Genomic DNA, 25,163 nt, shown 5'->3' on the forward strand with positions numbered 1-25,163 from the left:
ACCTATTTTCATATTTCTGTCATATCGGTCAAAAAACCCCGAAAACAGGAAGGCCGACCTTATAGGTCGGCCTCCTGCACCCTGCTCCTTATAAGCTAGGGAATGCGAACTGCGAAGCTTCATGACTCGCACGTTGTGGCCAGCGCTGAGTGATCGCCTTGCGCCGAGTATAGAAACGCACCCCATCCGGGCCATACGCATGCAGGTCGCCAAACAGCGAACGCTTCCAACCGCCGAAGCTGTGATAAGCCACCGGCACAGGCAGCGGCACGTTGACGCCAACCATGCCGACTTCGATCTCGTCGCAGAACAGACGCGCCGCTTCGCCATCACGAGTGAAGATGCAGGTGCCGTTGCCGTATTCGTGATCGTTGATCAGTTGCATCGCCTCTTCCAGGCTGTTCACTCGCACCACGCACAGCACCGGGCCGAAGATCTCTTCTTTATAGATGCGCATCTCCGGGGTGACGTTGTCGAACAGGCAGCCGCCGAGGAAGAAGCCTTCTTCATGACCGGTCACACTCAGACCACGACCATCGACCACCAGGGTCGCGCCCGCCGCCACACCGTCATCGACATAACCGCTGACCTTGTCACGCGCCTGACCGGTGACCAACGGGCCCATGTCCAGACCGCACGAGGTACCCGCGCCGATTTTCAGCGCTTTGATCTGTGGAACCAGTTTCGCCACCAGCGCATCGGCCACCTGGTCGCCAACACACACGGCAACGGAGATCGCCATGCAGCGTTCGCCGCAGGAACCGTACGCCGCGCCCATCAATGCACTGACCGCGTTGTCCAGATCAGCATCGGGCATCAGCACCGCGTGGTTCTTCGCGCCGCCCAGTGCCTGAACGCGTTTGCCGCGCTTGGTGCCTTCGGCGTAGATGTATTCGGCAATCGGCGTCGAGCCCACGAAGCTCAGCGCTTTGACTTCCGGCGCTTCGATCAGCGCGTCCACCGCAGTCTTGTCACCATGGACCACGCTCATCACGCCTTTCGGCAAGCCCGCTTCCAACAGCAACTGAGCGATCAGTAGCGTCGAGCTTGGATCGCGCTCGGATGGCTTGAGGATGAAGCAGTTGCCGCAAACGATCGCCAGCGGGTACATCCACAGCGGCACCATCGCCGGGAAGTTGAACGGGGTGATACCGGCAACAATCCCTAATGGCTGAAAGTCCGACCAGGCGTCAATGTTCGGGCCGACGTTGCGGCTGTACTCGCCCTTGAGGATTTCCGGCGCGGCGCAGGCGAACTCTACGTTCTCGATACCGCGCTTCAATTCACCGGCGGCGTCTTCCAGGGTCTTGCCGTGCTCTTCGCTGATCAACTGCGAGATGCGTGCTTCGTTCTGCTCCAGCAGTTGCTTGAAACGGAACATGACCTGGGCGCGTTTGGCCGGCGGCGTGTTGCGCCAGGCCGGGAACGCGGCCTTGGCGGCATCGATGGCTTTCTGAATAGTTGCTTGACTGGCCAATGGCAGTTTATGGATCGCCTGGCCGGTAGACGGGTTGAACACATCCACTGCGCGACCGGTTTCGGTCACCAGTTCGCCATTGATCAAATGCGGGATAACGCTCATCGAACACTCCTGAATTCTGGTCCGCAGGCGCCGCAACAGGCGCCCGCATTTTTGTACATATATAAAGAGAGAAAAATCAGTCGAGCTTGTTCAGCACTTCGCCGACCGCGTCGAACAGACGATCAAGGTCTTGCGGCTTGCTGTTGAAGGTTGGGCCGAACTGCAGGGTGTCGCCGCCGAAGCGCACGTAGAACCCGGCTTTCCACAAGGCCATGCCCGCTTCGAACGGACGCACGATGGCATCACCGTCGCGCCCGGCAATCTGGATCGCGCCGGCCAGACCGTAGTTGCGGATATCGATGACGTTCTTCGAGCCTTTCAGACCGTGCAGTGCGTTTTCGAAATGCGGCGCGACTTCCGCGACGCTCTGCACCAGGTTTTCCTTTTGCAGCAGGTCGAGTGCTGCAAGGCCGGCGGCACAGGCCACCGGGTGCGCCGAATAGGTGTAGCCATGGGGGAATTCCACGGCGTACTCCGGCGTCGGCTGGTTCATGAAGGTCTGATAAATCTCGGAACTGGCAATCACCGCGCCCATCGGAATCGCGCCGTTGGTGACTTGCTTGGCGATGCACATCAGGTCCGGGGTCACGCCGAAGCTGTCGGCACCGAACATCGAACCGGTGCGACCGAAGCCGGTGATTACTTCGTCGAACACCAGCAGGATGTTGTGCTGATCGCAGATCTCGCGCAGACGCTTGAGGTAACCCTGCGGTGGAACCAGTACTCCGGCAGACCCGGCCATCGGCTCAACGAACACGGCAGCGATGTTGGAGGCGTCGTGCAACTCGATCAACTTCAGCAGCTCATCGGCCAACGCGATACCGCCCTGCTCCGGCATGCCACGGGAAAAGGCATTGCTCGCCAGCAACGTGTGCGGCAGGTGATCGACATCCATCATCGCCTGACCGAACAGCTTGCGGTTGCCGTTCACGCCGCCGAGGCTGGTGCCGGCGATGTTCACGCCGTGGTAGCCACGAGCACGGCCGATCATCTTGGTCTTGGTCGCCTGGCCCTTCAGGCGCCAATAAGCACGGACCATTTTCACCGCAGTATCGGCGCACTCGGAACCAGAGTCGGTGAAGAACACGTGGTTCAGATTGCCAGGCGTCAGTTCGGTGATTTTCTCTGCCAACTGGAACGACAACGGATGGCCGTACTGGAAGCCTGGCGAGTAATCGAGAGTGCCCAGTTGTTTCGAAACGGCTTCCTGAATTTCCTTGCGGGTGTGCCCGGCGCCGCAGGTCCACAAACCGGACAGCGAATCGTAGATCTTGCGGCCCTTGTCGTCGAACAGCCAGCTGCCTTCTGCGCCGACAATCAGCCGCGGGTCGCGCTGAAAGTTGCGGTTGGCGGTGTACGGCATCCAGTGCGCATCCAGCTTCAATTGGCTGGCCAGTGGCGACGGCGCGTTTTCAGGCATGTTCATCGGGCAAAACCTCGCAGGGCATAAGCGTCAGGGAGATGGAAAGCGTTGTTGCGGCTAAGTTGCCATGGCGATAAAGTCGATGAAATCTAACTCTTCTAACCTTCAGTTAGATCAATGCTAAACAAAGAGAACAAAAAATGAGCAGCCGCCGCGCCGATCCGCTGGCCCAGGTCAGTGATTTTGATATTCGCCTGCTGCGGATTTTTCGCAGCGTCGTGGAGTGTGGCGGCTTCTCCGCAGCGGAAACCGTCCTCGGTATCGGGCGTTCGGCGATCAGCCAGCAGATGAGCGATCTGGAGCAGCGCCTCGGATTGCGCTTGTGCCAGCGTGGGCGGGCCGGGTTTTCGCTGACCGAGGAAGGTCGTGAGGTGTATCAATCAGCGCTGCAATTATTGAGCGCGCTGGAAAGTTTCCGCACTGAGGTAAACGGTCTGCATCAACACCTGCGCGGCGAGTTGATCATCGGCCTGACCGACAATCTGGTCACCCTGCCCCACATGCGCATCACCCATGCCCTCGCGCAGTTGAAAGAGCGTGGGCCGGACGTGCAGATTCAGATTCGCATGATCGCGCCAAACGAAGTTGAACAAGGTGTACTCGATGGGCGCTTGCATGTGGGTGTGGTGCCGCAGGCCAGTGCATTGTCGGGTCTGGAGTATCAGCCGTTGTACAGCGAGCGTTCGCTGCTGTACTGCGCCGTTGGTCATCCGCTGTTTTATGTCGATGACAAACAGCTCGATGATCAACGCCTCGACAGTCAGGACGCGATTGCACCGACCTTTCGGTTGCCGGCGGAGATTCAGGCGCATTATCAGGCGCTCAACTGCACCGCCAGCGCGTCGGATCGCGAGGGCATGGCATTTCTGATTCTGACCGGGCGTTATATCGGCTATTTGCCGGATCATTACGCCAGCCTTTGGGTGCAGCAAGGACGGTTGCGGGCGCTCAAGGCCGGCACGCGCTTTTACGATTTGAGTCTGGCATCGGTCACGCGCAAGGGCCGGCGCCCTCATTTGGTGCTGGAAAGCTTTTTGGAGAGTCTGGCGGCGACGCGCTGAACGCGAGATCAAAAGATCGCAGCCTTCGGCAGCTCCTACTTCTGACGGTCGTTATTCACGAAAGCTGAGCAAGTGGACAGGTTTTTGCAGAGAAGGCGTAACTCGATCCTTCAAGAAGCCAAAGCCATGCAGCCAGACTCCGATTCGTCCAGTGAACTGATCTACGGCCTCAACGACCGTCCCAAACCTCCCGCCGCGATCCTCGCCGCGTTGCAACACGTGCTCGCCAGTTTCGTCGGCATCATCACCCCGCCGCTGGTGATCGGCTCCGCGCTCGGGCTGACCGCGCATCTACCGTACCTGATCAGCATGGCGCTGATGGTCTCGGGCGTCGGCACCTTTATCCAGGCGCGGCGGCCGTTCGGCATTGGCGCGGGGATGATCTGTCTGCAAGGCACCAGTTTCGCGTTTCTCGGTGCGGTGCTGTCGGCCGGGTTTCTGGTCAAGCAGCGCGGCGGCAGCCCGGAAGATATTCTGGCGATGATTTTCGGCGTGTGCTTTTTCGGCGCAATCGTGCAGATCGTGCTCAGCCGCTTCATCGGTCAGTTGCGCCGAGTGGTGACACCGCTGGTGACCGGCATCGTCATCACGCTGATCGGCATCAGCCTGATCAAGGTCGGCATCACCGATCTGGGTGGCGGCTTCAACGCGCCGGACTTCGGCGCGCCGGGCAATCTGGCCTTGGGCGTGTTCGTGCTGCTGACAATCATTCTGCTCAACCGCTCGAATACACCGTGGGTACGGCTGTCGGCGATCATTATCGGTTTGCTGCTGGGTAGTCTGGCGGCGTGGTTCAGCGGGAAATTCGTCCCGCAGCCGCTGCCTGACTTGCCGCTGGTGAGTTTTCCTACGCCGTTCAAGTTTGGTTTCAACTTCGACTGGACGGCTTTCCTGCCGGTCGCGCTGATTTATCTGATCAGCACCATCGAAACCGTCGGCGACCTCACCGCCAATTGCATGCTCGCCCGCCAACCGATCTGCGGTCCTTCTTATATAAGTCGCTTGCGCGGTGGCGTGCTTGGCGATGGCGTGAGCTGCATGATCGCGGCGACCTTCAGCGCGTTCCCTAATACGACGTTCGCGCAGAACAACGGCGTGATCCAGCTGACCGGCGTTGCCAGCCGCTACGTCGGCCTCTACATCGGCGCGATTCTGTTCTGCCTCGGCCTGTTCCCGATGATCGGCGCGGTGTTGCAACAGATCCCAAAACCGGTGCTAGGCGGTGCGACGCTGGTGATGTTCGGCGCCGTCGCGGCGGCCGGAGTGCGCATCCTTGCGCAGTCGCCGCTGGACCGGCGCAGCATGTTGATCATCGCCACTTCGTTCGGCGTCGGCCTTGGCATCGCCGCGCAACCGAACCTGCTGCACCTGCTGCCGAAACTGGTGCAGAACCTGTTCGACTCGGCGATCACCAGCGGCGGGCTGACAGCAATCTTCCTCTGTCTGTTGTTGCCCGAAGGCAAAACCGCAGCAGCGCAAAACCCCGCATCATTGAACAAGATCGAACAGGCGTAACTGTTTTTCTGCGCAAGGACTTGTCGGATGCCTGTGGGTGCGCTATCAACGCAACTGGTTGCACCCACAGACAATCCCGGAAGTGCCTATGACCTTTGAAGTCCCAGCCCACGGCGGCAAACCCGCCAGCCGCATTCGTCAGAAGAACGAAGAGACCATCCTCAAAGCCGCTGAAGACGAGTTCGCCCGTCACGGGTTCAAAGGCACCAGCATGAACACCATCGCGCAGAATGCCGGACTGCCCAAGGCCAACCTGCATTACTACTTCACCAACAAACTCGGTTTGTATGTGGCAGTGCTGAGCAACATCATCGAGTTGTGGGACAGCACCTTCAACACCCTCACCGCCGAGGATGATCCGGCCGAAGCGCTGACCCGCTACATCCGCGCGAAGATGGAATTTTCCCGGCGCCAGCCACAGGCCTCGCGAATCTTCGCCATGGAAGTGATCAGCGGCGGCGAATGCCTGAGCGAATACTTCAATCAGGATTACCGCGCCTGGTTCACCGGGCGTGCTGCGGTGTTTCAGGCGTGGATCGATGCGGGCAAAATGGACCCGGTCGATCCGGTGCACCTGATCTTCCTGCTGTGGGGCAGCACTCAGCATTACGCCGACTTCGCCACGCAGATCTGCCGCGTCACCGGGCGCAGCAAGTTGACCAGGCAGGACATGGAAGACGCCGGCAACAACCTGATCCGCATCATTCTCAAAGGCTGCGGCCTCACTCCTTCTCTATAAGACGTTTATGCCTTTCACCCTCAGCGGTTTTTGCGAATACCGCGAAGAGATTCGCAAAAGCCGCTTTATCACGCTGGCCACGCCGATCAGCAGCCCCGCCGACGCGCAGGCTTTTTTCGAACTGCACAGCGATCTGAACGCCACGCACAACTGCTGGGCGTGGAAACTCGGCGCGCAATACCGCAGCACTGACGACGGCGAGCCCGGCGGCACTGCCGGGCGCCCGATTCTGGCGGCGATCGAAGCGCAGGATTGCGATCAGGTCGCGGTGCTGGTGATTCGCTGGTACGGCGGCATTCAACTGGGCACCGGCGGCTTGGCCAGGGCCTACGGCGGCGGCGCCAATAAATGCCTGCAAGCGGCGGAAAAAGTCGAGCTGATCAGCCGGGTGCCGCTGAGTTGCGCCTGTGGCTTCGCCGAACTGGCGCTGGTGAAGCTGCGCGTGGCGGATCTGGGTGGGTTGGTGGTGGAGGAAAACTTCACGGCAAATGGCGTGGAGTTGAAGTTGGCGGTGGGGGAAGCGCAGATCGACGTCTTGCAAACGCAACTTGCTGATCTGAGCCGTGGACGGATTTTGTTGCAGCGATAAATTCAAGATCAATAGATCGCAGCGTTCGGCAGCTCCTACAGTTGAAATGCGTTCCCCTGCAGGAGCTGCCGAAGGCTGCGATCTTTTAGGGCATCCCCGATTGGCAAGTTGCCCACACCTGCTGTGCACCCGCTTGTGGATAACCTGAGCACATACCGCTGTAACCCTTCTGTCATGCGGCTTTGCGCGATTTGTTCACTTTTCGTTCAAATGACCCGACGAAACGGAAATTCGTCGCAAAAACAAGAAGTTAACTGCGTATATCACCAATAGAACAAAGCATTACAGTGCTTATGCCCGACCTCAACGCTTGCGCACAATTACTGTGGAGCAATCTGTGGATAAGCCGTTCATGACCGCCGCAGTCGCTGGATCTGCCTAGCCCCCAAGTGATTGCTCGTTTTTTAACCAACTGCTCACGGGCAAAACTGGAGCCGGATCAACGGCTTTGCGCTGAAATGGTGCTCGATCATGAAACAAATCGAGCGCCGATGCGCTGCAATCAGCGTTTGGCAACGGGTTGGGCCGGCGTTCCTGACTCAATGGCCAGGAAATTGCTTTATCCACAGGCACAACTCCGAGCCAGTCGAGCCTGTCATGTCCATCGCCTCTTCACCACCGCGCCTGCAACTGCGCCAGATCAGCAAACGCTACCCCGGATGTCTGGCCAACGATGACATCGACCTGAACATCGCGCCGGGTGAAATCCACGCTTTGCTCGGTGAAAACGGCGCGGGCAAAAGTACGTTGATGAAGATCATTTACGGTGTCACCCAGTGCGATAGCGGTGAAATGCTATGGCAGGGTCAACGCGTGCATATCCGCAATCCGGCGCAGGCGCGGCAGTTGGGCATTGGCATGGTGTTCCAGCATTTCTCGTTGTTCGAAACCCTTAGCGTGGCGCAGAACATCGCGCTGGCGATGGGTGCGAAAGCCGGAACGCCGAAGCAACTGGAGCCGAAGATTCGCGAAGTATCCCGCCGTTATGGCATGGCACTGGAGCCGGAGCGACTTGTTCACAGCCTGTCGATCGGCGAGCGCCAGCGCGTGGAAATCATTCGGTGCCTGATGCAAGACATCCGCCTGCTGATTCTCGACGAGCCGACCTCGGTGCTGACGCCGCAAGAGGCTGACGAGTTGTTCATTACCCTGCGGCACTTGGCTGCCGAGGGCTGCAGCATTCTGTTTATCAGCCACAAACTCGGCGAAGTGCGCGCCTTGTGCCACAACGCCACGGTGCTGCGCGGCGGTCGGGTAGCGGGGCATTGCGTGCCGGCCCAGTGTTCGGATCAGCAACTGGCGCAACTGATGGTCGGCGAAGCGGCGGCATTGATTGGCGAGTATCGGAAAGTCAGCGGTGGCGCGGCGTTTCTGCAGGTGAGCGGTTTGAGTTGGCACAACCCGGATCCTTTTGGCTGCTCGCTGCATGACATCAATGTGCAAGTGCGCAGCGGTGAAATCGTTGGCATCGCTGGCGTCGCCGGCAATGGCCAGGATGAGTTGCTCGCCCTGCTCAGCGGCGAACAGCCCTTGCCTGGTGCGCAATCGGCGAGCATTCGCTTCGCTGAGCGAAACGTTGCTCATCTGCGCCCGGATGCGCGACGCAAACTGGGCCTGGCCTTCGTGCCGGCCGAACGACTCGGCCACGGTGCGGTGCCGGAGTTGAGTCTGGCCGATAACGCCCTGCTCAGTGCATTCCAGCAAGGACTGGTCAGCAGCGGGCTGATTCAACGCGGCAAAGTCGAGGCGCTGGCGCGGCAGATCATCCAGCGTTTCGGCGTTAAAACACCAGGCACGCAAACCGCTGCGCGCAGCCTGTCGGGCGGCAATCTGCAGAAATTCATTCTCGGCCGGGAAATTCTGCAGCAACCGAAACTGCTGATCGCCGCGCACCCGACCTGGGGCGTCGACGTTGGCGCAGCCGCGACCATCCATAGCGCCTTGATTGCCCTGCGTGATGCCGGCGCGGCGATCCTGGTGATTTCCGAAGACCTTGATGAATTGTTCCAGATCAGCGATCGCCTCGGTGCGCTGTGCGGCGGGCGTCTGTCGGCACTGCAAGCAACGTGCGCGACACAACTGAGCGATGTCGGCGCGTGGATGGCCGGCCAGTTCGATCACTCACCTTGCGCCGCCTCGGTTTAACGGAGTTCCAACCATGCTGCTTTCTCTCGAACCTCGTGGCCAGCAATCGCGCGTGATGCTGTGGTGCTCGCCCTTATTGGCGGCGGTGCTGACCCTCGGCTGCGGCTCGCTGTTGTTCGTCGCGCTGGGCCACGACCCACTGCAAACCTTGCACACCCTGCTGATCGCACCGGTCAGCGATTTGTATGGCGTGTCTGAATTGCTGGTCAAAGCGCTGCCGATTCTGCTCTGCGCACTCGGTCTGGCGGTGGCTTATCAGGCGCGGATATGGAACATCGGCGCCGAAGGTCAACTGCTGCTCGGCGCATTGGCCGGCAGTGCTTTGGCGGTGAATATTATCGATGTGCAAAGTCGCTGGGCGCTGGTGCTGATCCTGTTGACCGGCACCTTCGCCGGCGCCGCGTGGGCCGGACTCACCGCATGGCTGCGAACGCGCTTCAACGCCAACGAAATCCTCACCAGCATCATGCTCAATTACATCGCGTTGAACCTGCTGCTGTTTTGCGTGCATGGCCCATTGAAAGATCCTGCGGGCTTCAATTTCCCCGAGTCGGCGATGTTCGGCGACGCCAGTCGCTTGCCACTGCTGCTGGAGGACGGCCGCGTGCACGCTGGGGTGTATTTCGCCCTGCTCGCGCTAGTGGCGGTGTGGGTGCTGTTGCAGAAAAGCTTTATCGGTTTCCAGATCAAAGTGCTGGGTCTGGACAAGCGTGCGGCAGGCTTCGTCGGCTTTCGCGAGAAACGCCTGATCTGGCTGGTGCTGTTGATCAGCGGTGGCCTGGCCGGGCTCGCCGGGGTCTGCGAAGTGACCGGACCGATTGGCCAACTGGTGCCGCAGGTGTCGCCAGGTTATGGCTACGCGGCCATTACCGTGGCGTTTCTCGGACGGTTGAATCCGATCGGCATTCTGTTCTCCAGTCTGCTGATGGCGCTGCTGTACATCGGCGGCGAGAGCGCGCAGATGTCGCTCAATCTGCCGCAGGCAATCACTCAATTATTTCAAGGCATGATGCTGTTTTTCCTGCTCGCCTGCGACGTGCTGATTCTCTATCGGCCACGCCTGAAACGGCGCTGGACCCGGCGCGCCTCGACCACTGCCGCAACCGCCGGAGCGCTGTGATGGATATCGATCTGCTGAGCAACATTTTCTACGCCATGGTCCGCTGCGGCACGCCGCTGCTGCTGGTGGCGTTGGGTGAACTGATCTGCGAGAAAAGCGGCGTCCTCAATCTTGGCCAGGAAGGCATGATGCTGTTCGGCGCGGTGATCGGTTTTATCGTCGCCCTCAACAGCGGCAACCTGTGGCTGGGCGTGCTGTTGGCGATGCTCGCCGGCATGCTGCTGTCGTCGCTGTTTGCCTTGGTCGCGCTGGTGTTCAACGCCAACCAGGTGGCAACCGGGTTGGCGTTGACGATTTTCGGTGTCGGGCTTTCGACCTTTGTCGGCGCGGCTTGGGTCGGTAAGCCGCTGGCGGGTTTCGAGCCATTGGCGATTCCCTATTTGAGTGAAATTCCGCTGCTGGGGCGGATGCTGTTTGCCCAGGATCTGCTGGTGTATCTGTCGTTCGCGCTGTTTGCGCTGGTGGCGTGGGTGATCATCAAAAGTCGTGTCGGGTTGATAATTCAGGCAGTCGGCGAGAACCCGGATGCAGCGAGCGCAATGGGCGTGCCGGTGTTGACCGTGCGCACATTGGCGGTGCTGTTTGGCGGGGCGATGTCCGGGTTGGCGGGGGCGTATCTGTCGCTGGCCTATACGCCGATGTGGGCAGAAAACATGACCGCCGGCCGCGGCTGGATCGCCCTGGCGCTGGTGGTGTTTGCCAGCTGGCGCGTATGGCGATTGTTGCTCGGCGCGTATCTGTTCGGCCTTGCCAGCATCCTGCATTTGGTGGCGCAGGGATTGGGGTTGGCGATTCCTTCGAGCCTGCTGGCGATGCTGCCGTATGTGGCAACGATCGTAGTGCTGGTGTTGCTGTCCCGCGATGCCGTGCGCACACGACTGTATGCGCCGGTGTCGTTGGGGCAGCCTTGGCAATCGGGGCATTAAGAGGTGAATTCGCTGGCCTCTTCGCGAGCAAGCACGGCAAGGGCTGGGGTATGCTCCGGTCGCTGCCTCTTTTGCGCCGGACGTTGCAACTTCGGCGCGGGCAGGTCGGTCCACTGAATCCTGAACGTTGACTATCAAGGTACCCATCATGTCTCAGGCAAAAAACGCACTGATCATCGGCGCCTCCCGGGGCCTGGGCCTCGGTCTGGTGAAGACCCTGCTGGCCGACGGCTGGCAAGTCACTGCTACCGTGCGCAATCCTGCCAATGCCGATGCGCTTCAAGCATTAGGCAAAGTGCGCATCGAGAAGCTCGACATGGACGACCAGCAAGCGGTGATCGCTCTGAGCCAGAAACTCAAGGGCGAAACCTTCGATCTGTTGTTCGTCAACGCCGGGGTCAAAGGCCCGGAAGTACAGACGCCGGGCGGCGCGACCCTGGCCGAAGTCGGACAGCTGTTTTTCACCAACGCGGTGGCGCCGATCAATCTGGCCCAGCGTTTCGTCGGGCAGATCCGCGACGGCAGCGGCGTGCTGGCGTTCATGAGTTCGGTGCTCGGCAGCGTGACCATGCCCGACGCGCCGGAACTGGCACTGTACAAGGCGAGCAAGGCGGCGCTGAATTCCATGACCAACAGTTTCGTCACGCAACTGGGCGAGCAGAAACTGACCGTGCTGTCGTTGCACCCGGGCTGGGTGAAGACCGACATGGGTGGCGAAGGCGCCGATCTCGACGTCGACACCAGCACCCGCGGGCTGATCGATCAGGTCAATGCGTTTACCGGCAAGGGCGGGCATCACTTCGTCAACTACAAAGGTGAAACGATTCCCTGGTAATCCCACGAATTCCAATGTGGGAGCGGGCTTGCTCGCGAAGGCGGTGTATCAGGCATAAATGCGCTGGCTGACACAACGCCTTCGCGAGCAAGCCCGCTCCCACAGGGGATGATGGGGTGTCTGTCGGGTGGCGCTTGCCCGGCGCTGCGATTTGTTTGAAACTGCGCGCCTCGTCCTTCGCGGCGACCCTGGATCAGCAGACAGGGCAACACTGAGCTGGCAACCCTGAACCCGATTTTCAGAGGAGCCGGCCACAATGCCTGCGACCCGTACCTGGTTAAAAAATCCCCTCGCCATTTTCACCTCCAACGAGCTTGATGCCCGTGGCGGTCTAGTCGTGCAAGACGGTGTCATCGTCGAAGTGCTCGCTGCCGGTCAGCAGCCGTCGGCGCCGTGCAATGAAGTGTTCGAAGCCCGCGAGCATGTGATCCTGCCGGGCCTGATCAACACTCACCATCACTTCTATCAAACCCTGACCCGCGCCTGGGCGCCGGTGGTCAATCAGCCGCTGTTCCCGTGGCTGAAAACCCTGTACCCGGTATGGGCGCGGCTGACCCCGGAAAAACTCGCCCTCGCCACCAAAGTGGCGCTGGCCGAATTGCTGCTCTCAGGTTGCACCACCGCTGCCGACCATCACTATCTGTTCCCGGACGGTCTGGAAAACGCCATCGACGTGCAGGTCGAAACGGTGCGTGAACTGGGTATGCGCGCCATGCTCACGCGCGGCTCGATGAGCCTTGGCGAGAAGGACGGCGGCCTGCCTCCGCAACAAACGGTGCAGGAAGGTCAGGTGATCCTTGATGACAGCCAGCGGCTGATTCACGAGTACCACGAGCGTGGCGACGGCGCGCAGATCCAGATCGCTCTGGCGCCGTGTTCACCGTTTTCGGTGACTCCGCAAATCATGTCGGCCAGCGCTGATCTGGCGAACACGCTGGATGTGCGTCTGCACACCCACCTCGCAGAAACCCTCGATGAAGAGGACTTCTGCCTGCAGCGTTTCGGTCTGCGCACCGTCGACTATCTGGACAGCGTCGGCTGGCTCGGCCCGCGTACCTGGCTGGCCCACGGCATCCATTTCAACCCCGACGAAATCGCCCGCCTCGGCCAGGCCGGTACCGGCATCTGCCATTGCCCAAGCTCGAACATGCGTCTGGCGTCCGGCATCTGCCCGAGCATTGAGCTGACCGACGCCGGCGCGCTGTTCGGTCTTGGCGTCGACGGTTCGGCGTCCAACGATGCCTCGAACATGATCCTCGAAGCGCGTCAGGCCCTGTACATCCAGCGCCTGCGTTACGGTGCCGAAAAAATCACCCCGGAGCGCGTGCTGGGCTGGGCGACCAAGGGTTCGGCGAGCCTGCTCGGTCGTACCGATATCGGCGAAATCGCGGTCGGCAAACAGGCGGATCTGGCGTTGTTCAAGCTTGATGAACTGCGCTTCTCCGGTAGCCACGATCCGATTTCGGCACTGCTGCTCTGCGGCGCCGATCGGGCCGATCGGGTGATGATCGGTGGCAAGTGGCGTGTGGTTGATGGACAGGTTGAAGGGTTGGACCTGAAAGGTCTGATTGCCGATCACAGCCAGGCGGCTCGGCAGTTGATTGCCGGAAGCTGATCCAAGCAACAATCCCTGTGGGAGCGGGCTTGCTCGCGAAGGCGTCGTGTCAGTCGGCATTGAATTGCCTGACACGCCGCCTTCGCGAGCAAGCCCGCTCCCACAGTTGGTTTTGTGCTGGGCTTAAAGGCCCAGCATGGACAGCATGATAAACGTGGCGAACAGCACAAAGTGCGTCATGCCCTCGATAGCGTTGGTTTCGCCGTCATTGAGATTGATGGCGCTGACGATCAGGGTGATGAAGATCATCACTGTCTGCACCGGGGTCATTGCCATTTGAAACGGCTGGCCGGTGTACAACGCCATCGCTTCCATCACCGGCACGGTGAGAATCACCGTCGACAGTGACGCGCCCATCGCGATGTTGACCACCGATTGCATGCGATTGGCCAAGGCTGCACGCAACGCGGTCAGAATCTCCGGCGCCGCCGAAATCGCCGCCACCAGAATCGCCGTGATCACTGGCGGCGCGCCCGTCCCTTCCAAGCCAACATCCAGGGTCTTGGACATCACCTCGGCCAGTGCGCCGATGATCACCACCCCCGACACCAGAATGCCGATCGACAATGCCAGGCTGACCGGTTTCGGCTCCTGCTCAACCGGCTCTTTCCGCCGGCGTTTGTCCGGGTAGCTGTAGCTGAAAAAGTAACTGTGCGGGCCGACCTGCATGCGCAGGAACAGCGCGTAGAGCACCATCATCGCGCCAATGGTAAAGGCCGAATACATCTTCCAGTTGGCCTCGGGAATGAACTCCGGCACCACCATCGACACGCCCATCGCCGTCAGAATCATCACGCTGTAGCTGCGCGCCGAGTCGTCGTTGTAGGACTGCTCGCCGTGTTTGATCCCGCCCATCAAAGCGGCGAGGCCGAGGATGCCGTTGATGTCGAGCATCACCGCTGAATAAATCGTGTCGCGCACCAGCGTTGCCGAGGCCTCGTTGCTCATCATGATCGCCAGGATCACCACTTCGACGAGCACCGCCGAGAGCGTGAGGATCATCGTGCCGTAGGGGTCGCCAACCTTTTCCGCGAGCAGTTCGGCGTGATGAGCGACACGCATCGAGGCGGCGACGATGAAGGCGATCAGCAGCAGACCGCCGACCAACCCGACAATCTGGCCGCTGTGCAGCAGCCAGTGTTCCAGTGGATAAGCGACGCACGCGGCAAGGACTGCCAGCAGCAGGAAGCTTTCTTGTTTGAGGATCGAGAGCATGACGGGCCTTTTGCCGAAAAGAGCTGATGAAGCTACTGACTGCCGGGCGGCGCTAACGTTTCGTTACATCTTTGCGCACCAACCCATGGCAAGCGCACGCTGACTTGCACTGCGTTGGTTCCAACGCTGAAAAGATCGCAGCCTTCGGCAGCTCCTACAGGTTCGCATTTCCATGTAGGAGCTGCCGAAGGCTGCGATCTTTTTGTTTGTTGTCCTGTTGGTCAGCAATTTGCATTGGCCCTGAGCACACACAACAAAATGGAGTTCGGGTTCATGCCAATACGTCCGCTGCACAAATTGCTGTATGCCGCCATCGGTCTGGGAATCAGCCTGAGCGCCAGCGCTGCCGATCCGCTGAAGGTCGGTTTCGTCTACATCGGCCCGATCGGTGACCACGGCTGGACGTATCAGCACGAACAGGGGCGCAAGGCGCTGGCGGAGAAATTCGGCACGCAGATCACCACCAACTACGTGGAAAACGTCGCCGAGGGCGCCGACGCCGAGCGGGTGATCCGCAACATGGCCAAGGACAAATATGACCTGATCTTCACCACGTCTTTCGGCTACATGAACCCGACAGTGAAAGTCGCCAGGCAATTTCCCAAGGTGACGTTCGAGCACGCCACCGGCTACAAGCAGGACAAGAACCTCGGCACTTATCTGGCACGCACTTACGAGGGGCGCTACGTCAGCGGATTTCTCGCGGCGAAGATGACCAAAACCAGGAAGATCGGCTACGTCGCCTCGTTCCCGATTCCGGAAGTAATCCGCGACATCAACGCCATCCAGCTGGCCTTGAACAAGTACAACCCTGGCACCGAAATCAAAGTGGTGTGGGTCAACTCCTGGTTCGACCCGGGGAAGGAAGCCGATGCCGCCAACGCGCTGATCGATCAGGGCGTCGACGTGGTGTTCCAGCACACCGACAGCCCGGCGCCGATTCAGGCTGCCGAACGGCGGGGGGTGTATGCCGTGGGTTACGCCTCGGACATGGCCCACTTTGGCCCGAAAGCGGTGCTGACCTCGATCGTCAATGACTGGGCGCCGCACTACATTCAGGCGACGCAGAGCGTGATCGACCACACCTGGAAACCCCAGGATTACTGGGGCGGGCTGAAGGAAGGCACGGTGCAACTGCCGATCAGCGACCTGGTGCCAGCGCCGGTGAAAGCCGAGGCCGAGCAGTTGATCGCTGACATCAAGAGCGGCACGTTGCAGCCGTTCACCGGGCCGATCAAGGATCAGGCAGGCACAGAGAAAATCCCGGCAGGCGTGAGCGCCACCAACGCGGAACTGGCGTCGATGAATTATTACGTTGAGGGCATGAAGGCAGAGATGCCTAAGTAACTTTCAAAAAATACACCGCCCCTGTGGGAGCTGGCTTGCCAGCGATGAGGCCTTCACATTCAACATCATTGTTGCCAGTTGGATCGCCATCGCTGGCAAGCCAGCTCCCACGGTTTTTTCGGTGTTCTCATGTTTGCGTTTCTTCAGGACCAGTGCATGAACAGTCTCCCCATCATCGACATCAGCCCGCTCTACAGCGCCGACGAGAATGCCTGGCCCGCCGTGGCCGGGCAGATCGACCAAGCCTGCCGCGAGTGGGGCTTTTTCTATATCAAGGGCCATCCGATCTCGGCGCAACGCATCGACGCCCTGCTCGATCACGCCCAGCGCTTCTTCGCCCTGCCTGCGGCACAAAAACTCGAAATCGACATCACCCAAACCCGCCACCATCGCGGCTACGGAGCGATTGCCACCGAGCAACTGGACCCGGACAAACCCAGTGATCTGAAAGAAACCTTCGACATGGGCCTGCACTTGCCGGCCGAGCATCCCGAGGTGCTCGCGGAAAAACCTTTGCGAGGCCCCAATCGTCATCCGGCGCAACCCGGCTGGGCAGCGCTGATGGAGCAGCATTACCTCGACATGCAGGCGCTGGCGCAAACCCTGTTGCGGGCGATGACCCTAGCGCTGGGCATCGAGCGCGACTTCTTCGATACGCGATTTGTCGAGCCGGTCAGCGTGTTGCGCATGATCCATTATCCGCCGCGCCACACCGCCAGTTGCGCCGAGCAGCAAGGCGCCGGCGCCCACACCGATTACGGCTGCATCACCCTGCTTTATCAGGACAGCGCCGGCGGCCTGCAGGTGAAGAACGTCAAAGGTGAATGGATCGACGCGCCACCTATCGAGGGCACTTTTGTGGTCAACCTCGGCGACATGATGGCGCGCTGGAGCAACGACCGTTATCGCTCGACACCGCACCGGGTGATCAGCCCGCTGGGTGTCGACCGCTATTCAATGCCGTTCTTCGCCGAACCGCATCCGGACACGCGCATTGAATGCCTGCCTGGTTGTCAGGACGCACAGCACCCGGCGAAATATCCGACGACCACCTGCGCTGAGTTCCTGCTATCGCGCTTCGCCGATACCTACGCCTATCGCCGCGAACAAGCAGCGGTTTAATCAATCAGCTGGTCAGGTTTTGCCAATTGTTGCGGCCGGCCTCTGTAGAATGCCGGCATTGCACCTGATGAGAAAAAACCATGTACGACTGGCTCAACGCCCTGCCCAAAGCCGAACTGCACCTGCATCTGGAAGGTTCGCTGGAGCCTGAATTGCTGTTCGCCCTGGCCGAACGCAACAAGATCGCCCTGCCGTGGAGCGACGTCGAAACCCTGCGCAAGGCTTACGCCTTCAACAATCTGCAGGAATTCCTCGACCTGTATTACCAGGGCGCCGATGTGCTGCGCACTTCGCAGGATTTCTACGACCTGACCTGGGCCTACCTGCTGCGCTGCAAAGCACAGAACGTGATTCACACCGAACCGTTCTTCGATCCGCAGACCCACACCGACCGGGGAATCCCGTTCGAAGTAGTGCTCAACGGCATCGCCGCCGCGCTCAAGGATGGCGAGACGCAACTGGGCATCAGCAGCGGTTTGATCCTCAGCTTCCTGCGCCACCTCAGCGAAGACGAAGCACAGAAAACCCTCGATCAGGCGCTGCCGTTCCGTGATGCGTTTGTCGCGGTCGGCCTCGACAGTTCGGAGATGGGCCACCCGCCGAGCAAATTCAAACGCGTCTTCGATCGCGCCCGCGACGAAGGCTTCCTCACCGTCGCTCACGCCGGTGAAGAAGGCCCGCCGGAGTACATCTGGGAAGCCATCGACCTGCTGAAAATCCAGCGCATCGATCATGGCGTGCGCGCGATCGAAGACGAGCGCCTGATGCAGCGGATCATCGACGAGCAGATCCCCCTGACCGTATGCCCGCTGTCGAACACCAAGCTCTGCGTGTTCGATCATATGTCGCAGCACAACATCCTCGACATGCTCGAACGCGGCGTGAAGGTCACGGTGAACTCCGATGACCCGGCGTACTTCGGTGGTTACGTCACCGAGAACTTCCACGCACTGCACGAACATCTGGGCATGACCCAGGATCAGGCCAGGCGCCTGGCGCAGAACAGTCTGGATGCGCGGTTGGTAAAACCGTAAGTAACATCGCAAAACCAATGTGGGAGCGAGCTTGCTCGCTCCCACATTGGTTCAGGGTTCAGCCAATAACTTGTGCTTCGGTCAGCTCCTCCAGTGTTTTGCCCCGCGTCTCCATCCCGAACAGCCACACCACGCCCGCCGCTATCGCAAAGCATGCCGCGCCCAGCGCGAACACTCCGCCCTGCCCGGTAATCGGGAACACCAGCCCGGTCACCAGTGGCCCGAGCAATGAGCCAACGCGACCGATCGCCGAGGCGAACCCCGAGCCGGTTGCCCGTGCCGACGTCGGGTAAAGCTCCGGCGTGTAGGTGTAGAGCACCGCCCACATGCCGAACAGAAAGAATTGCATCAACAACCCGGTGCCAATCAGCAACGCCACGTTGCCGCCGAACACCGCGCTCTGCCCATACAAAAACGCCATCACCCCGCCGCCGAGCAAGGTGACGATACACACCGGTTTACGCCCCCAACGCTCGACCAGCCACGCCGCCATGAGGAAGCCGGGAATCCCGCCGAGCGAGATCAGCACCGTGTAGTACACCGACTGCGTCACGGCGAAACCCGATTGCTGCAGCAAGGCGCTGAGCCAGGAAGTCAGCCCGTAAAAGCCCAGCAATGCGAAGAACCACAGGCTCCAGATCATCGTCGTGCGCTGGCGATACTGCGGCGACCAGATCTGTTTGAGAGCCGAGAAAAAATTACCCGGCGGCGTCACCGTGCGTGGCAAACGGACAGGCTCCGGCAACGCCGCACCGCGCAGCGAAGCACGCACGCGCTTTTCGATGCCGTCCAACACCTTGTCCGCGTCGGCTTCGCGCCCGGCCTGTTCCAGCCAACGCGGCGACTCGGGAATGAAAAAGCGGATCGCCAGAACAAACACCGCCGGCACCGCCAGCACCAGAAAGATATCGCGCCAGCCAATCAGCGGCAGCAGGAAGTACGAGAGCACACCCGCCGCGACAAAACCCAGCGGCCAGAAGCCGTCCATCAATGCGATGTAACGGCCACGGCGTTGCGCCGGAATCAGCTCCGACAGCATCGATTGGGCGATGGGAAACTCCATGCCCATGCCGATTCCCAGCAGGATGCGCAACAGCGTCAGCGTTTCCACGGTCTGCGCCGTCGAGCACAGGTAACTGGCCACACCCCACAACACGATGCTCCACTGAAAAACCGGTTTGCGCCCGAAGCGGTCGGCGAGCATTCCCGACAACGACGCCCCGAGCACCATGCCGAAGAAGCTCGAGCTGGCCAGCAGGCCGGCTTGCGCACTGCTCAGGCCGAACTCGGCTTTGATCGAGCCGAGCAGGAACGTCATCATCGCCAGATCCATGGAATCGAAGAAAAACGCCAGGGCAATGATGATGAAAATGACGCGGTGATAACCACTGAGCGGCAGCCGTTCCAGGCGCTCTGCCGCGCTAAAGCGTTGTGTATTCATGTTGCGCTCCCCATCCGGAAAATCCCCGGATCGAGTGTGCGTGATGGTCATTCAGAGGTCGTACTGGATGCGACCTGTTCACAGCCGTAGGCGACGTTGCGCTTCAGTTCATCCCGGAGCAGCGCTCTAGAACGCTGTTTCCAGCTCGGTTTCCTTGGCAAAGCGATGAATTTCGCACTGGCCGGTGGCGGTCAACTGCAAGGCACGCGAATCGTTTGGCAAGGTCAGCCAGCCGGACTGCATGAACAACTGCAGTAGCGCCGCGCCCAGTGAGCCGCCCATGTGCGGACGGCGCTCGCTCCAGTCCGGGCAGGCGCAAGCGACCTGCACGTTGCGGTGCGCCAGGGCCTGAATGAACACGCCGCGCTGGGCCAGTCGGGTTGAGCCCTTGTGCGTCACCACGACCCGTTGCTCGAGTTGTTCGATCCAGCCCGCATCGAGCAGGCGCTGATACAGGTCGGCTGCCAGAGTGCCGCCCAGATGATCGTCGCAGAACCGCGCGCGCAACAGCGAAGACGGCGCCGCCTGCGGCTTGACCATCGGCGTGGTGTGTTTCAGCGCGGCAGGCACTTGCCGTGGTGCGCTGGCAATGGTGGCGCTGGCCAGCGCCTCGATCGCCGCGCCCACCTCCGGCGCTGCCAGGCGGAAGAAGCGTTTGCGCCCACGCATTTCGATGTTCAACAGTCCACCTGCGGACAGTCGCCCCAGATGCGCACTGGCCGACGACGGCGAGAGCCCGGCCAGCAACGCCAGCTCCTCGGCTTGCCGCGCCGAGCCATCCATCAACGCCCACATCATTGCGCTGCGCTTGGGGTCGGCCAGCAATGTCGCGATCTGGCTGATGCACGGTGCATTTTCCATTTGTTCACTCCCTGTCGAATCGTATCGTCTACCGCTCGGAGACATCTTGGCCGCTAATGGCTGATCGGCCAACACGCGAAAACCGCCCTGGATCGGGGCAATGCTTGCCACCGACACCAGCTGCTCCGGCACACAACCTTGCAGCAGAGTTGCAACCGCCACCAAAAAGCCGGCAACGCGTTACGGGATCTGCGCGCCAGGTGTCAGTGCAAGCATGAGGCGGGCGCTAGTATAAGCGGGTTAAGCCAGACGTCCTGCGCCTGTACCTGCGCAGTTGGCGATTGTTCCTGACAGAAATTTCTCTATTTACCTGCGACTAATGATCAACTTTTGAGAAAGCCGGGAAACTGACTATTCAATTCGGCGCATCGGCTGGTGAGCATCTCTCTCAGCAGGTTCACCGGCTTACTCAATTGTGCGCGATGGGCGCACAACAGATTCAGCGGTGCGCGCTCGCACAGCAGTTCCGGCATCAGCACTTTCAGGCGCCCGGCCAGCACATCGGTGCCGACGTCGAGCCAGGATTTGTAGGCGATGCCGGCGCCCGCCAGTGCCCATAACCGCACGACGTCGGCATCATCGCTGAAGCGGTCGCCGCTGACGGTCAGGCTGACTTCGCGTTTGCCATCGTGAAAACTCCAATGGTCATGAACGCGACTGCCGAGCATGTAGAGCAGGCAATTGTGCTGAGCCAGTTGCTCGAGCTGACGCGGCTCGCCATGCCGGGCCAGATAATCGGGGGATGCGCACAGCACGCGGCGATTGTGCGGGGCGATGGGCAAGGCGATCAGGCTGGAATCTTCCGGCTCGCCATAGCGCAGAGCAATGTCTACCGGTTGCCGGAACAAATCGGCGATTCGGTCGCCAAGCAACAACCGCACCGTCAGTTTCGGGTGCTCTCGCTGAAAGGCGTCGAGCCACGGCAGCAGCAGATTGCGCCCGAAGTCCGACGGCGCCGACAGCTGCAGAATCCCGCTGACCTGATCCTGACCGCTGGCGAGCAGACGACGCCCTTCGTCGAGATTGCTCAGGGCGGCGCGGGCATATTCGAGGAAGCCTTCGCCCTCGGCGGTCAGGCGCAGGCTGCGGGTCGAACGCGCGAGCAGCCGCGCACCGAGTTGTTGCTCGATGCGCTTCAACGCCGCGCTGGCCACGGCTGCGGACATGTCCATCACCCGTGCCGCCGCCGACAGGCTACCCAGGTCCGCAGCACGGACAAACAACTGCAAGTCATCAAAACGCAGCATGCGCAGCCCCGATTATCAAAAAAATATTGAAGGAGACTGCTCTTTTAGCCGGTTTTATCGTGCAGAGAAATAGCCAATGATGGCCTCCATCGATTTCGTCCCGACCTTGGAGTCCACGCATGTCCCAGCCCTTTACCGCTGTCGCCACACTGACCGCCAAAACCGGCCAGCAGGACGTTCTCGAACAGGCCCTGCGCGCCCTCGTCGAACCGAGCCGCGCCGAGCCAGGTTGTGGGCAGTACGACCTGCACCGCGACCTCGCCGATCCGCAGGTTTTTTATGTGATCGAACAGTGGGCCAGTGACGAGATTCTTGAGGCGCATAACGCCAGCGCGCATTTTCTGAATTTTCAGACCAGCGCCGGCCACGCCATCGAACACTTTCAGCTCAAGCGCCTAGGCGCGATTGCCTGATTTCTTCTTCTATTAACTGTACGGAGCCACTTATGAAAGCCATCGCCTATTACGCGTCCCTGCCGATCAGCGACGCCAAATCCCTGCAGGACATCGAACTGCCAGAACCGCTTGCCGGTCCGCGCGATCTGCTGGTGGAGGTCAAAGCCATCTCGGTCAACCCGGTCGACACCAAAGTGCGGCAGAACGCGGCGCCGGAAAACGGTGCGGCGAAAGTGCTGGGCTGGGACGTTGCCGGTGTGGTCAAGGCCGTCGGCAGCGACGTCACCCTGTTCAAGGCGGGCGACAAGGTTTTCTACGCCGGATCGATTGCCCGGGCCGGTGGCAACAGCGAGCTGCACGTTGTCGATGAGCGCATCGTCGGCCACATGCCCAAGTCCCTTGGTTTCGCCGAAGCCGCCGCGCTGCCGCTGACCGCGATCACTGCTTGGGAATTGCTTTTCGAGCGCCTGCAAGTCAGCGAAGGCAGCACCGATCAAGGCCAAAGCCTGCTGATCGTCGGCGCGGCGGGCGGAGTCGGCTCGATCCTCACCCAATTGGCCAAGCAGTTGACCGGCCTGAAAGTGATCGGCACCGCCTCCCGCGCGCAAACCCGCGACTGGGTCAGCGAACTGGGTGCCGACCTGGTCATCGATCACAGCCAGCCGCTGAGCGAAGAACTCAAGCGCGCCGGAATCGACAGCGTGACCCATGTTGCCAGCCTGACCCAGACTGATCAGCATTTGCCGCAACTGGTCGAAGCCCTCGCGCCGCAAGGCAAACTGGCACTGATCGATGATCCGAAGTCGCTCGATATCAGCCTGCTCAAGCGCAAGAGCCTGTCGCTGCACTGGGAATTCATGTACACCCGTTCGCTGTTCGAAACGCCGGACATGATCGAACAGCACAAGCTGCTCAACCGCGTCGCCGAGCTGATTGACGCGGGCACTTTGAAGACCACTCTGGGCGAGCACTTCGGCGTGATCAACGCGGCCAACTTGCGTCGCGCCCATGAATTGCTGGAAAGCGGCAAGGCCAAGGGGAAAATTGTTTTAGAAGGTTTCTAAAAACACAAAACCTCGCAGTCGCTGCTCTGCCAGAGCGGCTGCGAGGTTTTTTGCCGTCAGTCAGTTGCTTGACCCTTGTCACAATTGCGCGGGAATCGGGGTCTACAATCGAAGCCTCTGCGATACATCTTTTACGCAAGGGAGGTCAGCAATGAAGATCCTGATAAAAGAAGTGGCAAAGTCTCAATGGCAAGTGCGCCTGGACCAGCACGTCGTGACCTTTCGCAGCGAAGCCGAGGCTCTGGCCTTCACGCGTACCCTCGAAGCGCGACTCTGCGCGCCCCACCAGATCCCCGAACCCAGCCAGCAGCGCGCTGCCGGCTGAGTTTTTTTAACGGGTCTTTAACCCTGGGCTTGCGCCAGCGCCCGGGCATTCTGCAGACGCCGGGTGAGCAGCGCGACGCCCACCACCAACAAACCGCACAAGCTGATGACCATGGCCATCGGCACGGCGCTGCCATCGTGCAACGCCCCCACCAATGCTGCGGCACCGGCGGCGATGCTGAATTGCAGGCAACCGAGCATCGCCGACGCACTGCCGGCGCGGGCGCCCTGACCGTTCATCGCGCAAGCCGAGGCGTTGGGAATGATGCATCCGAGGCTGGCAATGCAGATGAAGAGCGGAATCAGCAACGGCCAAAGCGCTTCCGGGCGCATTGCGCTGACCGCCAGCAACGTCAGCCCGGCGAGGAAATACACCCACACCGCGCGCACCAGCAGAAACGCCGGGCCACGTTTGGCCAGCAGACGCGCATTGACCTGCGCCACCAGAATAAAGCCCGCCGCGTTGGTGCCGAATAGCCAGCCGAAATGCTCGGCCGGTACGCCGTAGAGCTTGATGAACACAAACGGTGAACCGGCGATATAGGCAAACATCCCGGCGATGGCGATGCCGCCGGTCAGGGCATGGCCGAGGTAGACCGAGTCCTTGACCAGTCGCGCGTACTGGCGCAACGCGCCGGACAACGGCTGGCGTGGCACGTGGGCCGGCATGCTTTCGGGCAGACCCAATGCCACCGCCAGACCTGCCGCCGCACTGAAACCGGTCAGAACCAGAAAAATCGACTGCCACCCCGTGGTGTTGACGAGCAGCCCACCCAGCATCGGCGCCAGAATCGGCGCCAGGCCCATCACCAGCATCAACTGGGAAAACACCTTCGCCGACCCCACCGCGTCGCACTTGTCGGCCACCACCGCACGGGAAATCACCATGCCTGCGCAGCCACCGAGTGCCTGGACGAATCGCGCGCCGATCAGCCATTCCAGACTCGGCGCGTAGGCGCAGGCCAATGACGCCAGCGTGAACAGGGCAACGCCGCTGAGTAGCGGAAGCCGCCGGCCAAAACGATCGGAGATCGGCCCGTAAGCCAGTTGGCCCAGAGACAAACCGAGGAAGTACGCTGCCAGCGTCAGCTGGACATGCTGCTCATCGGTGCCGAACGCCAGCGCCATGGCGGGAAACGCAGGTAAGTAGAAGTCGATCGCCAAGGGACCGAAAGCGCTCAAGGCGCCGAGTATCAAAATCGTGCGGAAATTCATCAGGCATCCAGGTGGGCAAGTCGCAGCCCGACAGTCTAGCCGCGCCCGGACGCCTTGAACATTCCGATAGCTCGCTAACGATCAATTTCAGACGAGCTTCACTTCATAACCCTCTTCGCGAATCGCTTCGATCACCTGATCGGCACTCAGCGCGCTTTCGACCCCAACTTCCCTGGCTGCCAGATCGACGCGCACACTGGCTGCCGGGTCCATGGCCTGCACCGCTTGAGTAATGGCTTTGACGCAATGACCGCAGGACATGCCTTGAACATTGAACACTTGCATGGGAAGACTCCTTTGAGTGAGATTGCCGGCAGTTTCGAGCTTGCCACGATGGCAAGGTCAAGT

General features: G+C 60.6%; 23 protein-coding genes. 15 read left to right on the plus strand and 8 right to left on the minus strand.

The window, feature by feature from the left end; genetic code table 11:
* Positions 1–88 precede the first annotated feature (88 nt).
* A complete protein-coding gene (locus CXF97_RS09410) occupies positions 89–1,582 on the minus strand; it encodes a CoA-acylating methylmalonate-semialdehyde dehydrogenase (protein WP_101158203.1) in 1,494 nt (497 codons plus the stop codon).
* Positions 1,583–1,658: 76 nt separating this feature from the next.
* Complete coding sequence (locus CXF97_RS09415) at positions 1,659–3,008, minus strand: aspartate aminotransferase family protein (protein WP_042609779.1); 1,350 nt, start codon at positions 3,006–3,008, stop codon at positions 1,659–1,661.
* Positions 3,009–3,145: 137 nt separating this feature from the next.
* Between CXF97_RS09415 and CXF97_RS09420 the strand changes: the two genes are divergently transcribed.
* From CXF97_RS09420 to CXF97_RS09460, 9 genes are all read left to right on the plus strand, one after another.
* Positions 3,146–4,066, plus strand: a complete 921-nt coding sequence (locus tag CXF97_RS09420; protein ID WP_056787796.1) for a LysR family transcriptional regulator — start codon at positions 3,146–3,148, stop codon at positions 4,064–4,066.
* A 126-nt stretch (positions 4,067–4,192) separates the two neighbouring features.
* Entirely contained in the window at positions 4,193–5,581 is a 1,389-nt protein-coding gene (locus CXF97_RS09425; RefSeq protein ID WP_101158205.1) for a uracil-xanthine permease family protein, read from the plus strand.
* Between the two features lie 88 nt (positions 5,582–5,669).
* Positions 5,670–6,320 (plus strand): TetR/AcrR family transcriptional regulator, encoded by a 651-nt coding sequence (locus CXF97_RS09430; RefSeq protein WP_101158207.1) that lies wholly within the window; start codon positions 5,670–5,672, stop codon positions 6,318–6,320.
* Between the two features lie 7 nt (positions 6,321–6,327).
* Positions 6,328–6,909, plus strand: coding sequence for a YigZ family protein (locus CXF97_RS09435; protein WP_101158208.1), 582 nt, complete (start codon positions 6,328–6,330; stop codon positions 6,907–6,909).
* 597 nt (positions 6,910–7,506) lie between these two features.
* Complete coding sequence (locus CXF97_RS09440; RefSeq protein WP_101158210.1) at positions 7,507–9,054, plus strand: ABC transporter ATP-binding protein; 1,548 nt, start codon at positions 7,507–7,509, stop codon at positions 9,052–9,054.
* A gap of 13 nt (positions 9,055–9,067) precedes the next feature.
* Positions 9,068–10,174 (plus strand): ABC transporter permease, encoded by a 1,107-nt coding sequence (locus CXF97_RS09445; protein WP_101158212.1) that lies wholly within the window; start codon positions 9,068–9,070, stop codon positions 10,172–10,174.
* The gene (locus tag CXF97_RS09450) at positions 10,174–11,100 is read left to right on the plus strand and encodes an ABC transporter permease (protein WP_101158214.1); all 927 of its coding nucleotides are present in this window, start codon (positions 10,174–10,176) and stop codon (positions 11,098–11,100) included. Before CXF97_RS09445 ends, CXF97_RS09450 begins: the two co-directional genes overlap by 1 nt.
* 148 nt (positions 11,101–11,248) lie before the next feature.
* The gene (locus CXF97_RS09455) at positions 11,249–11,935 is read left to right on the plus strand and encodes an SDR family oxidoreductase (protein ID WP_101158216.1); all 687 of its coding nucleotides are present in this window, start codon (positions 11,249–11,251) and stop codon (positions 11,933–11,935) included.
* A 256-nt stretch (positions 11,936–12,191) separates the two neighbouring features.
* Entirely contained in the window at positions 12,192–13,550 is a 1,359-nt protein-coding gene (locus tag CXF97_RS09460; RefSeq protein ID WP_101158218.1) for an 8-oxoguanine deaminase, read from the plus strand.
* 123 nt (positions 13,551–13,673) lie between these two features.
* Here CXF97_RS09460 and CXF97_RS09465 read toward each other — a convergent pair whose 3' ends face one another.
* On the minus strand, positions 13,674–14,765 hold the full coding sequence (locus CXF97_RS09465) for a calcium:proton antiporter (RefSeq protein WP_101158219.1): 1,092 nt from the start codon (positions 14,763–14,765) through the stop codon (positions 13,674–13,676).
* Between the two features lie 273 nt (positions 14,766–15,038).
* Here CXF97_RS09465 and CXF97_RS09470 point away from each other — a divergent pair, with 273 nt between their 5' ends.
* From CXF97_RS09470 to CXF97_RS09480, 3 genes are all read left to right on the plus strand, one after another.
* A complete protein-coding gene (locus tag CXF97_RS09470; protein WP_101158221.1) occupies positions 15,039–16,112 on the plus strand; it encodes a BMP family ABC transporter substrate-binding protein in 1,074 nt (357 codons plus the stop codon).
* 156 nt (positions 16,113–16,268) lie between these two features.
* A complete protein-coding gene (locus tag CXF97_RS09475) occupies positions 16,269–17,234 on the plus strand; it encodes a 2-oxoglutarate and iron-dependent oxygenase domain-containing protein (protein ID WP_101158357.1) in 966 nt (321 codons plus the stop codon).
* A gap of 80 nt (positions 17,235–17,314) precedes the next feature.
* The gene (locus tag CXF97_RS09480) at positions 17,315–18,268 is read left to right on the plus strand and encodes an adenosine deaminase (RefSeq protein WP_065615564.1); all 954 of its coding nucleotides are present in this window, start codon (positions 17,315–17,317) and stop codon (positions 18,266–18,268) included.
* 58 nt (positions 18,269–18,326) lie between these two features.
* Here CXF97_RS09480 and CXF97_RS09485 read toward each other — a convergent pair whose 3' ends face one another.
* From CXF97_RS09485 to CXF97_RS09495, 3 genes are all read right to left on the minus strand, one after another.
* Entirely contained in the window at positions 18,327–19,709 is a 1,383-nt protein-coding gene (locus tag CXF97_RS09485; protein WP_101158223.1) for an MFS transporter, read from the minus strand.
* 126 nt (positions 19,710–19,835) lie between these two features.
* Positions 19,836–20,570 carry a helix-turn-helix transcriptional regulator gene (locus CXF97_RS09490; protein ID WP_101158225.1) on the minus strand — a complete coding sequence of 245 codons (735 nt, stop codon included), beginning with the start codon at positions 20,568–20,570 and terminating at the stop codon, positions 19,836–19,838.
* Positions 20,571–20,893: 323 nt separating this feature from the next.
* Positions 20,894–21,817, minus strand: coding sequence for a LysR family transcriptional regulator (locus CXF97_RS09495; protein ID WP_101158227.1), 924 nt, complete (start codon positions 21,815–21,817; stop codon positions 20,894–20,896).
* 119 nt (positions 21,818–21,936) lie between these two features.
* Here CXF97_RS09495 and CXF97_RS09500 point away from each other — a divergent pair, with 119 nt between their 5' ends.
* From CXF97_RS09500 to CXF97_RS28210, 3 genes are all read left to right on the plus strand, one after another.
* Positions 21,937–22,230, plus strand: coding sequence for a putative quinol monooxygenase (locus CXF97_RS09500; RefSeq protein WP_101158228.1), 294 nt, complete (start codon positions 21,937–21,939; stop codon positions 22,228–22,230).
* A gap of 32 nt (positions 22,231–22,262) precedes the next feature.
* Complete coding sequence (locus tag CXF97_RS09505; RefSeq protein WP_101158230.1) at positions 22,263–23,276, plus strand: zinc-binding alcohol dehydrogenase family protein; 1,014 nt, start codon at positions 22,263–22,265, stop codon at positions 23,274–23,276.
* Positions 23,277–23,427: 151 nt separating this feature from the next.
* Complete coding sequence (locus tag CXF97_RS28210) at positions 23,428–23,601, plus strand: hypothetical protein (RefSeq protein ID WP_178081170.1); 174 nt, start codon at positions 23,428–23,430, stop codon at positions 23,599–23,601.
* 17 nt (positions 23,602–23,618) lie between these two features.
* On the opposite strand, the gene CXF97_RS09510 is transcribed toward CXF97_RS28210, so the two are convergent.
* On the minus strand, positions 23,619–24,815 hold the full coding sequence (locus CXF97_RS09510) for a multidrug effflux MFS transporter (protein ID WP_101158232.1): 1,197 nt from the start codon (positions 24,813–24,815) through the stop codon (positions 23,619–23,621).
* 87 nt (positions 24,816–24,902) lie between these two features.
* A complete protein-coding gene (locus CXF97_RS09515) occupies positions 24,903–25,100 on the minus strand; it encodes a cation transporter (RefSeq protein ID WP_101158234.1) in 198 nt (65 codons plus the stop codon).
* Between the last annotated feature and the right edge of the window lie 63 nt (positions 25,101–25,163).

Origin of the sequence: Pseudomonas sp. Choline-02u-1 (genome assembly GCF_002836515.1) — a bacterium.
Classification (GTDB): domain Bacteria; phylum Pseudomonadota; class Gammaproteobacteria; order Pseudomonadales; family Pseudomonadaceae; genus Aquipseudomonas.

Bases quoted from the DNA above. Each gene is read 5' to 3' on its own strand.
- CXF97_RS09440 (WP_101158210.1), top strand. From the start codon at position 7,507: ATGTCCATCGCCTCTTCACCACCGCGCCTGCAACTGCGCCAGATCAGC.
- CXF97_RS09500 (WP_101158228.1), top strand. From the start codon at position 21,937: ATGTCCCAGCCCTTTACCGCTGTCGCCACACTGACCGCCAAAACCGGC.
- CXF97_RS09430 (WP_101158207.1), top strand. From the start codon at position 5,670: ATGACCTTTGAAGTCCCAGCCCACGGCGGCAAACCCGCCAGCCGCATT.
- CXF97_RS09415 (WP_042609779.1), bottom strand. From the start codon at position 3,008: ATGAACATGCCTGAAAACGCGCCGTCGCCACTGGCCAGCCAATTGAAG.
- CXF97_RS09465 (WP_101158219.1), bottom strand. From the start codon at position 14,765: ATGCTCTCGATCCTCAAACAAGAAAGCTTCCTGCTGCTGGCAGTCCTT.
- CXF97_RS09450 (WP_101158214.1), top strand. From the start codon at position 10,174: ATGGATATCGATCTGCTGAGCAACATTTTCTACGCCATGGTCCGCTGC.
- CXF97_RS09460 (WP_101158218.1), top strand. From the start codon at position 12,192: ATGCCTGCGACCCGTACCTGGTTAAAAAATCCCCTCGCCATTTTCACC.
- CXF97_RS09515 (WP_101158234.1), bottom strand. From the start codon at position 25,100: ATGCAAGTGTTCAATGTTCAAGGCATGTCCTGCGGTCATTGCGTCAAA.
- CXF97_RS09490 (WP_101158225.1), bottom strand. From the start codon at position 20,570: ATGGAAAATGCACCGTGCATCAGCCAGATCGCGACATTGCTGGCCGAC.
- CXF97_RS09435 (WP_101158208.1), top strand. From the start codon at position 6,328: ATGCCTTTCACCCTCAGCGGTTTTTGCGAATACCGCGAAGAGATTCGC.
- CXF97_RS09475 (WP_101158357.1), top strand. From the start codon at position 16,269: ATGAACAGTCTCCCCATCATCGACATCAGCCCGCTCTACAGCGCCGAC.
- CXF97_RS09410 (WP_101158203.1), bottom strand. From the start codon at position 1,582: ATGAGCGTTATCCCGCATTTGATCAATGGCGAACTGGTGACCGAAACC.
- CXF97_RS09505 (WP_101158230.1), top strand. From the start codon at position 22,263: ATGAAAGCCATCGCCTATTACGCGTCCCTGCCGATCAGCGACGCCAAA.
- CXF97_RS09485 (WP_101158223.1), bottom strand. From the start codon at position 19,709: ATGAATACACAACGCTTTAGCGCGGCAGAGCGCCTGGAACGGCTGCCG.
- CXF97_RS28210 (WP_178081170.1), top strand. From the start codon at position 23,428: ATGAAGATCCTGATAAAAGAAGTGGCAAAGTCTCAATGGCAAGTGCGC.
- CXF97_RS09510 (WP_101158232.1), bottom strand. From the start codon at position 24,815: ATGAATTTCCGCACGATTTTGATACTCGGCGCCTTGAGCGCTTTCGGT.
- CXF97_RS09470 (WP_101158221.1), top strand. From the start codon at position 15,039: ATGCCAATACGTCCGCTGCACAAATTGCTGTATGCCGCCATCGGTCTG.
- CXF97_RS09425 (WP_101158205.1), top strand. From the start codon at position 4,193: ATGCAGCCAGACTCCGATTCGTCCAGTGAACTGATCTACGGCCTCAAC.
- CXF97_RS09455 (WP_101158216.1), top strand. From the start codon at position 11,249: ATGTCTCAGGCAAAAAACGCACTGATCATCGGCGCCTCCCGGGGCCTG.
- CXF97_RS09445 (WP_101158212.1), top strand. From the start codon at position 9,068: ATGCTGCTTTCTCTCGAACCTCGTGGCCAGCAATCGCGCGTGATGCTG.
- CXF97_RS09420 (WP_056787796.1), top strand. From the start codon at position 3,146: ATGAGCAGCCGCCGCGCCGATCCGCTGGCCCAGGTCAGTGATTTTGAT.
- CXF97_RS09480 (WP_065615564.1), top strand. From the start codon at position 17,315: ATGTACGACTGGCTCAACGCCCTGCCCAAAGCCGAACTGCACCTGCAT.
- CXF97_RS09495 (WP_101158227.1), bottom strand. From the start codon at position 21,817: ATGCTGCGTTTTGATGACTTGCAGTTGTTTGTCCGTGCTGCGGACCTG.